Here is a 12047-nt window from a genome sequence, read left to right as displayed (position 1 = left end):
GTGGGCCGGGGCGGCTTGCCGGGCTCGGATGTGCCGGAGAGAGAATCGGCGGGCTGGGGCGCATTGGCCGGGGTGGCAACAGGGCCGGAAGCGGGCCGGACCGTGCCCGGCCGCGCCTCGACCGCCGGGGAAGAGGGGCTTTCCGTAGGAGCCACGGCACGCGCCGCGGCCTTCTCGTCCAGCACCGTCATTCAGACACCTCTCTCACCGGTTTCCGGAATGCGAAGACTCAGGCGCGCTTCGCTTCGTCCAAGATGTTGAGAACCCCCCGGGCCGGGATTTCGATCCAGTCCGGGCGGTTATTGACCTCGTAATCGACCTCGTAGAGCGCCTTCGTGAGAAGGCTCAGGCGCAGCAGGCGGGCATGGGTCTGCGGGTCGGTCACCGCAGCGCGGCTGTCTTCCAGGGCCGCGTCGTAGCCCTGCAGGAACGCCGCATCGATCATGCCACGCCAGGCAATGGCCGCGTTGCGGGCGCGCTCCTCGCTGTCGCCGAAGCGGGCCGCGATCTCCCGCACCACCGTCTCCGCACCATAGGCAAAGGAGCGCAGCATGCCGGCCACGTCCCGCAGCGGGGTCGACTTCGCCCGGCGCTCGTCCGCCGGCCGGGCCGGCTCGCCCTCGAAATCGACGATGACGAGATCGCCCTCGGAGGCGAGCACCTGCCCGAGATGGAAGTCGCCGTGGATGCGGATCTTGTGGGCGCCGACCGGCACCGTGCGGGCGAGATCGTCGATCAGGGCCTCGACCTCGCTGCGGCGGGCGGCCAGGGCCTCGCTCGCCGAACCCGGGGACCAGGCCGTGATGGCGTCCAGACCCCGGAAGGCCCGGCTCATCTGGAAGCGGGCATCCGCCGCGAGCGTCTCCACATCCGCAGGCGAGAGCGGCTCGGCGGCGAAGGCCGGGTCGTCCGTCGCGATGGAGAAGGCCTTGTGCATCTCCGCCGTGCGCCGGCCGAGCAGGTCCGCCCAGCGCAGATGCGGATGGAAGGCCTCCTCCGGGATCGGCGCCTCGCTCTCGGGGGCGAGCACCACGATGTCGAAGTCGCGACGCAGGCCCTCCAGCATCAGCGTCCAGGCGTCGCCCTGGTTCGGCACGAATTTCTGCAGCAGCGCCAGGGCGGTGCGGGTGCCATCCTCGGCCACGTGCTCCAGGGTGCCGAGCAGAGCCGGGGTATTGGCGAAATGCGCCTCTTCGGTGAGGAAGCGGCCGATCTCGATCTCGGGATGCACCCCCGTCTGCAGCCGGCGCAGCAGCTTGAGCATCATCTTCGAGCCGATGGCGACCGAGGTGTTGCTCTGCTCGGCCGCGAGCCGTCGCACCTCACCGACCTCGAAGGGCAGGTCGGGATCGTAGGCGGAGGTGGTCGAGAAGACGAGCCGGCCGCGCTCGCTCGGGATGGTCAGGCCGTCGCGCATGGCCTCGATCAGGGCGATGGCGAAGGGCGGGGCCACCGCCGCCTCGTAGAGCAGGCCGGTGCGCGGGCCCCGGCGCACGCGGGCGACCGCGTGATCCATCAGGGATTCGTCCTCGCGGCCTTCGTCCACCGCGAGCGGCACGAAGTAGTCCTGGCGCTCGCCGTTCACGAGGGTGACGGCGATCTGCGGCAGCAGGAACTTGCCCTCGCCGGTGCCGTCCTTGACGATGGCGCTGTCCGTGACCTGCACCCCCTTGATGCGGGAGCCCTTGGCGCCGAACCAGCGCCGGCCGCTCAGGAAGGGGGGCGCCACGGTGCGCTCGAAGGCCACGCGCTCGCGGCCCTTCATCAGGGTCTCGACCCCGCCGGTCAGGACCAGGGTGAACAGCTCCGGCGAGAGCGGCTGCGGGCCGACCTCGCCCGTATTGGCCGCCGAGAGCGAGAACCAGTAGAAGCCATAGGCCGGCAGCGTCAGCAGGTAGGGCAATTCGCCGATCGCCGGGAATTCCGTGCCGCCGGTGAGCTCGATCGGGATCGCCCCGCGCAGGTCGGACAGGTCGAGCTGTACCGCCTGCGGCGCCCGCGACAGGTTGGCGACGCAGAGAATGCGCTCGTTCTCGTATTCGCGGATCCAGGCCAGGACCTTGCGGTTCGCCGGGTAGAGGAACTGGATCGCGCCGCGCCCGAGGGCGACCGAGTTGTTGCGGATCGCGATCATGCGCCGCGTCCAGTTGAGCAGGCTCGTCTGCGCCTGGGTCTGCGCCTCGACGTTGATCGCGTCGAAGCCATAGATCGGGTCCTGGATCGCGGGCAGGAACAGCTTCTGCGGATTGGCGCGGGAAAAGCCGCCGTTGCGGTCCGGGGACCATTGCATCGGCGTGCGCACGCCGTCGCGGTCGCCGAGATAGATGTTGTCGCCCATGCCGATCTCGTCGCCGTAATAGAGCACCGGCGTGCCGGGCATCGACAGGACGAGGGACTTCATCAGCTCGATCTTGCGCCGGTCGTTCTCGAGCAGGGGCGCGAGGCGGCGGCGGATGCCGAGATTGATGCGGGCACGCCGCTCGGCGGCATAGAACGACCAGAGATAGTCACGCTCCTCCGCGGTGACCATCTCGAGCGTCAGCTCGTCGTGGTTGCGCAGGAAAATCGCCCACTGGCAGCCTTCCGGGATCTCCGGGGTCTGCCGCATGATGTCGGTGATCGGGTGCCGGTCCTCCCGGGCGATCGCCATGTACATGCGCGGCATGAGGGGGAAGTGGAACGCCATGTGGCATTCGTCGCCCTCACCGAAATACTGCGCCGTCTCCTCGGGCCACTGATTGGCTTCCGCCAGCAGCATCCGGTCGGGATATTCGGCGTCGAGGGCCGCGCGGATTTTCTTGATGACGGTGTGCGTCTCGGCGAGATTCTCGCAGTTCGTGCCCTCGCGCTCGACGAGGTAGGGGATCGCGTCGAGGCGCAGACCGTCCACGCCCATGTCGAGCCAGTAGCGCATCACCTCGATCACGGCTTCGAGCACGGCCGGGTTGTCGAAGTTGAGATCCGGCTGGTGCGAATAGAAGCGGTGCCAGAAATACTGCTTGGCGACGGGATCCCAGGTCCAGTTCGAGACCTCGGTGTCGAGGAAGATGATGCGCGTGTCGGAATATTTGTCGTCCGTGTCGGACCAGACGTAGAAATTCCGCTCCGGCGAGCCGGCCGGCGCCTCGCGGGCGCGCTGGAACCAGGGATGCTGGTCCGAGGTGTGGTTGATGACAAGCTCGGTGATGACCCGCAGGCCGCGCTCGTGGGCCGCCTCCACGAAGCGGCGGAAATCCTCCATCGTCCCGTAGGACGGGTTGATGTCGCGGTAATCGGCGATGTCGTAGCCGTCGTCCCGCAGGGGCGAGGGATAGAACGGCATCAGCCAGATCGCCGTGACCCCGAGGTCGCGGACGTAGTCGAGCTTCTGGGTCAGGCCCTCGAAATCGCCGATCCCGTCATTCGTCGAGTCGAAGAACGACTTGACGTGGATCTGGTAGATGATGGCGTCACGGTACCATTGCGGGTCGCTGCGATCGATCATCGCGTCGGCTACCTCACGTCGCGGGTTCGAGGACGTCTCGGACAGGGCCCGCCGGGCAGGCGGGAAGGGACGGAACCCTCCGGGTCGGATTCGGCCGAAGCCGGATCCCGCCCGAAGGGCCCCGGTCTAGCAGGGGCGGAGTCTCACGCAACCCGCCGCGGCGCGCGAAGACGCCAGATCAGGACCGAGCGGTCGGCGGGATCGAGGGCGATGCGGTGGGTCTTGCCGCGCAGCTCGAATTTGTAGCCGAGCAGCAGATCTTCGACATCCACGGCCCCGTCGTCGGGCTGGCCGAGCAGCCAGAGCGGCACCTCGTAGGAGCATTCCTGGCGGTTCCTCGGATCGAGATTGACCATGACGAAGACGCAGTTGTCCTTCTCGGGCGTCGTCTTGGCATAGGCGAGGATGTTGTCGTTCCAGGCGCCGGTGAAGGTGATGTTCCGGAAGTCCCACAGGGCAGGGTTGTCCCGCCGGATTCGATTGAGCTTGATGATGTGCTCGCGGATGTTGCCGGGCCGGTGGTAGTCCCAGGCCTTCAGCTCGTATTTCTCGGAGTCGAGATACTCTTCCTTGCCCGGATAGGGCGCGGCCTCGCACAGCTCGAAGCCGTTATAGATGCCGTAGACGGAGGAGAGGGTCGCCGCGAGCGTCGCGCGGATGACGAAGCCCGGCCGCCCGCTGGTCTGCAGGAAATACGGGTTGATGTCCGGCGTGTTGGCGAAGAAGTTCGGGCGGTAGTACTCGCCCATCTCGCCGGCGAGCTCGACGGCGTAGTCGGTCAGCTCCTGCTTGGTGTTGCGCCAGGTGAAGTAGGTATAGCTCTGCTGGTAACCGGCCTTGGCGAGCTTCTTCATCATCTTCGGCCGGGTGAAGGCCTCCGCGAGGAAGATCACGTCCGGGTAGATCCCGTTCACCTCGGCGATCACCCATTCCCAGAACGGCACCGGCTTGGTGTGGGGATTGTCGACGCGGAAGATGCGCGCCCCGAGCCTGGCCCAGCCCAGGAGGATGTCCCTCAGCTCGATCCAGAGGGAGGGCAGCGCGCCGCCGTAGAAATGGACGTTGGAGATGTCCTCGTACTTCTTCGGCGGGTTTTCGGCGAATTTCAGCGTGCCGTCGGGGCGCCACTCGAACCATTCGGGATGCTTTTTGATCCAGGGATGGTCGGGCGAACACTGGATCGCGAAATCGAGGGCGATCTCCATGCCGTGCGCATGGGCGGCGCCGACGAGGCGGCGGAAATCCTCCAGGGTGCCGAGCTCGGGATGCACGGCCTCGTGCCCGCCCTCCTCCGAGCCCACGGCGTAGACCGAGCCGACATCGCCCTCCTGCGCCTTGAGGGTGTTGTTCTTGCCCTTGCGGTTGGTCTTCCCGATCGGATGGATCGGCGTGAAGTAGAGCACGTCGAAGCCGAGCTCGCGGATCTCCGGCAGGCGCCGGATCACGTCGTCGAAGGTGCCGTGCCGGTTGGGGTCGCCGGATTGCGAGCGGGGGAAGATCTCGTACCAAGCGGAGAAGCGGGCCGCGAGGCGGTCGGCCACCACGGGCAGGTTCACGGGATAACGGGACAGGTTCACCCGCTCGGAATTGCGCCGGATCAGCCGTGCATTCTCGGGGGCCAGGATCTTCTCGAGGATCGCGGGCGAGCCCTCCGGCTCGGCGGCCAGCGCCTGGACCAGGGCGTTCAGCCGGTCCTTGTCCCGGCCCTTGGCGAGGTCGGCGGCGATCTGCACCAGCTCGATGCCCTCGATCGTCTCGAGCCGCACGTCGACCCCGGCATCGCGCTTCTTCAGGGTGTCGCGGGTCCAGGAGGCGAAGGCGTCCCGCCAAGCGATCACGGTGTATTCGTAGCGCCCGTTGCGCTCCAGCGGGAATTCCCCGCCCCAGCGGTCGTTGTCGATGAAGACCATCGGGTATTGCCGCCAGGGCCCGCCATCGGCGGTGCGGGCGACGATGGCCGCGTCGATGATCTCGTGGCCGTCGGAGAAGATGTCGGCCTCGACCCGGAGGGTCTCGCCGACGATGCGCTTCACCGCCGAGCGGCCGCCGTCGATCTCCGGCGTCACCGCCTCGATGACGACGCGGCCCTTGCCCTCGGGGGCGACGGGCTTCGGCGCGGCCGAGGCCTCCGCCTCGCCCGCGGCGAGGATGCGCAGCTCGCCCGGCAGGAGGTCGATGGAGGCGCCCGGGTGGAAGGCAATGGGCTCGGATTTCGGCGTGCGGTCGACGAAGGCGCCGAGCCGCCCCCCGGTGCGGGCGATCAGCGGCCCGGCCTCGACCGGCACGGGGACGTCGGTGGGGTTGTAGAGCAGGAGCAGGCCGGAGGTGGCCGAGGAGGGGTGCCCGGTATTGGCGCGGAACAGGGCGACGAAGGGCGCGTCCGGCGCCGAGAGCCGCATCTGCACGCCCTCGACATTCGCCGCCGGGATCTCGGCGCGCAGGGCGTTAAGGGCGGCGATCTCCGCCGAGATGTCGATGCCGGTGTCGTGCTCGCGCCTGCCCGGATGGGTCTCGACCACGTGGAGCGCGCGGGCATAGCCCCATTCGTAGCCGATCGGCATCAGCACGCCGGCGGAGAAGAAGGCGGCGAGCGCGTAGCGGGTCCGCAGCTTCGCGGCGATCGCCTCCGGCCCGCCGGACAGCCCGGCGGCGAGCCGGGCCATGTCATGGTTCTCGGGGAAGGCGATGGAGGGGACGATCACCCGCAGGCGGTCGTATTGCTCCAGCGCCCAGGGCGCCTTCAGGTCCCACCAAGCGAAGGAGTTGAACAGGTAGTCGAAGCCGGCCCCCGCCGTCGCCTGCGCTTCCTCGAAGGTGCAGCCCAGGGTCTCGGCGGCGAAGAGCGCGTCCGGGTCGCGGGCCTTGGCCGCCGCGATCAGGTCGCGCCAGACCGGGGCCGGCACCTTGTAGGCGGCATCGCAGCGGAAGCCGCGCACGCCGAGCGCCTGCAGGCGGGCGATGTAGCCGTCGAAGATCTTCGTCAGCTCCGCCCGGGCGTGCTCCGAATGGTAGTCCAACTCGGCGAGGTCGCCCCAGACCGTACGGATCGAGGGATCGTCGGGATCGACCGCCGCCGGGCTGACGATGGCGCCCGCCGCATCGCGCACATAAAGGTCCGGCCGCTCGCGGGCGAGCCGCGCGTCGTTGGCCGTGTGGTTGATGACGAGATCCGTCATCACGGAGAGGCCGCGGGCGTCGGCCGCACGGCAGAACCGGGCGATCTGCTCGTCGTCCGGCGTGCCATCCTCGTCGCGGAAGCGGGGATCGAGCCGGTCGAGGTCGGCGACCGCATAGAGGCTGCCCGAGCCCCCGGTCTGGTGGAACGGGTTGAGATAGACCCAGTCGAATCCGAGCTGCCCGATGCGCGGCAGTTCCGCCGTCCAGGCCGAGACCTTGCCCACGAGGAGCGGGAACAGGTTGTAGATCCGCGGCCCCTCGGCCCGGGGCGCGAGGCCCGCGGGCAGCGCCACCGCCGCATCGGTCGGCGTCGCCGGGCTCGTCGCGGTGTTGGGTGCGTTCATACCGTTCTCCCTCGGCCGTCCGCCGGCGGCCTTGTCATGTGCTCGGACCCTGCCCGTATCCAAAAGCCCCGGGCAAGCGATGGTTCACACCTGCCGACGCAGCACGGCGTAGGGCAGCCGTGCGAAGAGCGCACCGAGATCGAGCCGGCCATCCTCCGCGCCGACCTCGCCGCCGGCCAGATCGCGCCAGTGGCTGCCCTCGTCCACGCTCAGGGCAGTGCCGGCGAAGGCCGCGCCCGACCAGGGGATGCCCTCCTTCGCGAGCCCCGCGACGAGGCGGGGCACAGCCACGATCAGGTCGCCGGTCCCCGAGACCGCATCCGAGCGGATGAAGGCGACGACGTTCTCGGCCCGCTCGCCCTTGGCCTCGAGGGGCTGGTAGTCGGCATCGGCGTAGAAGCTCGGATGGGCCGCCCGGTCGGCGAGCAGGCGGGCAAGCGTCGCCTGCTTCACCCGGCCGTCCCACCAGGTGCCGATCAGATCGGCGGGAGATGATCCCGCCTCCAGCGCCGTGGCGCGGGCCGCGTAGTCGACCGGGCGCCGGTTGTCGGGATCGACGAAGGAAAAATCCCAGAACTCGGTGCCCTGATAGGTGTCCGGAATGCCGGGCAGCGTCGCCTTCAGCACCGTGCGGCCGAGCCCCGCGATCATGCCGAGATGGGCGAGCCGCCGGGCGAAGGGGCGCATGCGGGCCAGGAAGTCCGAACCCGGGGCGACGATCCTCGCGAACAGCGCGTGCACGGCGCCTTCGTAGGCCTCGTCGACATTGACCCAGCTCGAGCGGCGCTTGCCCTCGCGCAGGGCCTTCTCCGCATAGGCGTCGAGGCGCTTTCGGAAATCCTCGATCGCCGCCGCGTCGTCCTGTTCCAGGAGTTCCAGGGGCCAAGCGCCGAGGATCGCCTGCAGGAACATCCACTGGTCGTTGGCGTCGGGCGCCGGCTCGTCGTCGTGGGTGGACAAGTGCGGCCCGGCGGTCTCGCGCCAGATGTCCCAGGCCCGCGCCCAGTCCTCCGGCAGCTCGGACAGGGCGAGCTGGCGCGACCGCGCATCCTCGCCGCGCTTGGTGTCGTGGGTCGCCGTGGCGATCATGGCGTTGGGCCAGTCCCGGGCCCGAGCCGCCTGCAACGCGTGGAAATGGGGAAGGTCGAGGCCGTACTCGCCGGGATCGCCGCCGACCTCGTTGAGGGCCAGGAGCTCGACGTAGCGGTAGAACAGCGTGTCCTCCAGGCTCTTGGCCATGACCGGGCCGGTGAGCTGCTGGAAGCGGCGGCGGAAGCGCAGGATCACGGCCGGGTCCGGCCGGCCCGGCCCCGTGGTGTCGATGCGCCCGAGCAGCGCGTTCTCGGCGAAGTCGTGCACCGAGCGGTCGGGCAGCGCGCTCCAGCGCTTGGCCTTCTTCACCGCCCCCTCGATGAGGGCGATGTCGGCATCCTCCACATCGCTCTCGTCGAGATCGCCCGGCAGGTAGGAGCGGTAGGTGGGGAAGCGCGCGATGATCTCGATCAGCGCCCGCCGGATCGTGTTCACGGAGAAGTCGCGGGTGCGCCGGTCGGCATCGGCGATCAGCTTGAGGTCGCCGGTGATCACCTCCAGCTCGGAGGCGAAGCTGATCTCGAGGATCTCGGCCTTGGCCGCACGCAGCTGGAAGCCGTAGGGCTCGTCGAAGCCCGTCGCCCAGCGGTAGAAGCGTTCCACCCGGGTCTTGCGCTCGCGGTCGACCAGGATGCCGTCGAGCTGGTTGAGCACGTCGTAGCCGGTGGTGCCCGCCACCGGCCAGGCCCGCAGCTTCTCGCCCGGCTCCAGGATCTTCTCCACCACCACGTAGAATCCGGGACCGACGGCCGCCTGCAGCGCGCGGGCATAGCCGAGCGGATCGGCGAGTCCGTCGATATGGTCGATGCGCAGGCCGTCGATGCGGCCCTCCTCGACCAGGCGGAACAGGAGCGCGTGCGACTTCTGGAAGATGTCCGACTTCTCGACGCGCAGGCCCGCGAGGGAGTTCACGTCGAAGAAGCGGCGGTAATTGATGTCGCTCGAGGCGATCCGCCAATGGGCGAGCCGGTAGGACTGGCTCTCCAGCAGGCGGTGCAGCGGCCCGAACGTGTCGGGATAGTCCTTGTTGCCGTTGAGGAGATGCAGCGCCCGGTAGATCGCCGCGGCGATCTGGGGCGAGGCGCGCACGGCATCCGCGAGATCCTGCTTCAGGGTCTCGGCCTCGGCGGGGAAGTCGCGGCGGCGCTCCCCGTTGGTCTCCTCGCCCATGTTGCGCAGGCGCTCGGAGATGGCGAGCACGTCCGCCGAGGGGTCGTCGCCGATCTCGCCGAGCGCCGCGAGCGCCCGGTTCAGGATCGAGGGATATTGCAGCGGGCAGACCGGGAACTGGTGCTCGTAGTGCCAGACGCTGAAGGCACCGGCCGCCTCGTCGAACTTCAGTTCCAGCGTGCCCGTCTCCAGGGCCTCGCCGTAGCGCGCGCCGAGAAAGGGGATGACGAGCTTGCCGTTGGCGCCGAGCCGCTCCCAGTCGATGTCGAAGGCATGGGCGTAGGGCGAGAGCCCGCCCCATTCGAGCACCGAGAGCCACCAGGGATTGTCGGCCCCGCCGACGCCCATGTGGTTGGGCACCACGTCGAGCAGGAGCTTGAGGCCGTGTGCCTTGAGGGCGTCCGAGAAGGCGACGAAGCCGTCCTCGCCGCCGATCTCGGGATTGATCTGCGAGTGGTCGACGATGTCGTAGCCGTGGGTCGAGCCCGGCCGGGCGCGCTGCAGGGGCGAGGCGTAGACGTGGCTGATGCCGAGCCGGGCGAGATAGGGGACGATCTCGCGGGCATCCGCGAAGGTGAAGCCCTCGTGGAACTGGAGCCGGTAGGTCGCCCGGGGCGGCGCCGAGGACAGCCGGGCGGCGCCCGAGCGGGGGCCGCGATCCTCCGCGGCGAGCGCGGCGGCGAGCTTGGCGAGCGGGCCGCCCGGGGCGGCGATGGCCTCCAGGCTCCGATCGAGCTTGCGCCGCCAGTTCGGATAGCCCTCCGTCGAGCCCGGCACGTTGGCCTGGCTCAGCTCGCCGACCACGTCCTCGTATTGCACGGCGGTGAGGATCGAGGGGGCGCGGGCGAGGTAGCGCGCGGCCGCCTCGAAGGGCGCAGCCTCCGGCGGCTCGGCGCCCGGCAGCAGCTGCTCGCCAGCCAGCGCCTCGGCCAGGCGGTGGCGCTCGGCCACGCGCTCGGCCCGCTCCGCATCGGCCCGGTCGGAATCGTACAGGCCCAGGGACTGGCGGGTGTCGGTGTCGACGCCCCGCCACCAACCGACGAAGGTCGGCAGGTCGTGGGTGGTGATGGCGGTGAGCGCGTTGTGCGGGTAGGCCGAGGGCGCCTTGAAGCGGCCGCCCTGCTCCCGCTCGAAGGCGAGGATCCGGTAGCTCAGGATGCCGGCCTGCATCAGGGCATCGGAAAACCCCTCCGGGGCGGTGCCGAGATCCTCGGCGATGACGAGGCACTTGGCGCGGTGGCTCTCGAGCCGCAGCACCGCCAGCATCGGCTCGAAGGGCATCGCCACGTAGGCGCCGGCCTGGGCCGACTGGCCGAGGGGGATCAGGAACAGCCGGGCGAGCTGGAAGGCGTGGTCGATGCGGATCGCGCCGGCATGGCGCATATTGGCCTGGACCAGAGCCCGGAACGCCTTGAGGCCGTCCCGCTCCAGTTCCAGCGGGTGGAAGGCCGGCAGGCCCCAGTCCTGGCCTCGGGGCGCGAGCAGGTCTGGGGGCGCGCCGATCGAGACGCCGTTGGCAAAGCGCTCGGGATGCGACCAGATTTCGGAGCCGCCTCGGTCGGCTCCGACAGCGAGGTCACGGTAGAGGCCGATCCGCATGCCGGAGGCCAGAGCCGCTTCGGAGGCTTCCCTCAGCTGCTCGTCGGCAAGGAACTGCAGCCACAGGTGAAAATTCACCCGCTCCGCCTGCTCCCGAGCGAAGACCCGCACCGCCTCCGTTCCCGCCCGGCGGTATTCCTCCGGCCAGTCGCCGAGCCACTTGGCGCCCCGGGCGGAGAAATGCTCGGCCAGGGCCTCGAAGGTCGCGTGAGATTCGAGGTTCTCGCCCCCCTCCTTCCGGAAGGCGGCGAAGGCCTCGTCCCGGCCGGCGCGGGCGGGTGAATCCTGCCAGAGCGCCTCCAGGGCCGGGGCGAGCACCTCCCAGATGCCGGCGTGGTCGACGAGGGCCGCGTCGCGCAGGGCCTCGATCCGCGGGGTTTGCTCAGCAAGAAGCTGTTCCGCCCGGCTCCCGGAGAAGCCCGGCAACACGCCCGGCTCGATGAACAGCGTCTCCAGGAACAGCCGCGAGGAGGGCGAGTAGGGGGAGATCTTGCTCCGGTCGGTGGGGAAGAGCGCATGGACCGGGCTGAGCCCCAGGAAAGAGGCGCCGCGCAGGCCAGCGTCGCGGGCGGCCCGGCCCGCATCGGCATAGGTCCCGATCCCGAGATTGTCCGGGGAGCGCAGGCCGTAGAGCTGGGCGGCCATGCCCCAGTCGCGCGCCCCCTCCTCCGCATAGGCGCGGGGTCGCCAACAGCGCTTCGGCGCCGCGATCACATGGGCCTCCGCCCGCCGCTCGCCGAGGGCGGCGGTGAGATGGTGGTAGCCGGGCGTGAGCGGCGGCAGGTCGAAGCCGGGACCGCCCTCCCCCATGGTGACCGGAGCGCGCCCCTCTCGGGCATGGCTGCGCTCATCCACGAGGCGCCAGGCGATCGAGCCGGAGGTGCCATCGGCCAGCACCGGCACGCGCAGGCTCCGCCGCGCTTCGGTGGGCAGGAGCGGCGGGATCAAGGCCCGGCGCACGGCCTCGACCCTGGCGAGGCTCTCGCCGATCTCGGCTTCGTTGCCGACGGCGAAGCCCAAAGCGGCGAGCATGCCACGGCGCACGTCGAGCCCGGTTTCGACGCGGTGGCCGAAGGCATCGGTATAGCCCGGGGCGATGCCGACGAGGTCGGTCAGACGCTGGAGGAGGTGTTCGGGGACGGCGTCCATGTCCGGCTTCAGGCTTTCTCGCTCACGCGCGC

3 protein-coding genes are annotated in these 12047 nt (G+C 69.7%); all 3 read right to left on the bottom strand.

Features of this window, described 5'->3' with window-relative positions; all coding sequences use genetic code 11:
- Positions 1–229 precede the first annotated feature (229 nt).
- The 3 genes from treS to MMB17_RS07740 all read right to left on the bottom strand — a co-directional run bounded on the left by treS (position 230) and on the right by MMB17_RS07740 (position 12015).
- Positions 230–3484 (bottom strand): maltose alpha-D-glucosyltransferase, encoded by a 3255-nt coding sequence (gene treS, locus MMB17_RS07750; protein WP_241101678.1) that lies wholly within the window; start codon positions 3482–3484, stop codon positions 230–232.
- A gap of 143 nt (positions 3485–3627) precedes the next feature.
- Complete coding sequence (locus MMB17_RS07745; RefSeq protein ID WP_241101677.1) at positions 3628–7005, bottom strand: maltotransferase domain-containing protein; 3378 nt, start codon at positions 7003–7005, stop codon at positions 3628–3630.
- A gap of 84 nt (positions 7006–7089) precedes the next feature.
- Positions 7090–12015, bottom strand: a complete 4926-nt coding sequence (locus tag MMB17_RS07740; RefSeq protein ID WP_241101676.1) for a malto-oligosyltrehalose synthase — start codon at positions 12013–12015, stop codon at positions 7090–7092.
- Positions 12016–12047: the final 32 nt, after the last annotated feature.

The organism is Methylobacterium organophilum, from assembly GCF_022533465.1.
Lineage (GTDB): Bacteria > Pseudomonadota > Alphaproteobacteria > Rhizobiales > Beijerinckiaceae > Methylobacterium > Methylobacterium organophilum.
Note: the sequence above shows the minus strand (reverse complement) of the source record. Positions and strands in the feature narration are given on the sequence as shown.

Excerpts from the sequence above, each read along its gene's own strand:
- MMB17_RS07745 (WP_241101677.1), bottom strand. The coding sequence starts at position 7,005 with ATGAACGCACCCAACACCGCGACGAGCCCGGCGACGCCGACCGATGCG.
- treS (WP_241101678.1), bottom strand. The coding sequence starts at position 3,484 with ATGATCGATCGCAGCGACCCGCAATGGTACCGTGACGCCATCATCTAC.
- MMB17_RS07740 (WP_241101676.1), bottom strand. The coding sequence starts at position 12,015 with ATGGACGCCGTCCCCGAACACCTCCTCCAGCGTCTGACCGACCTCGTC.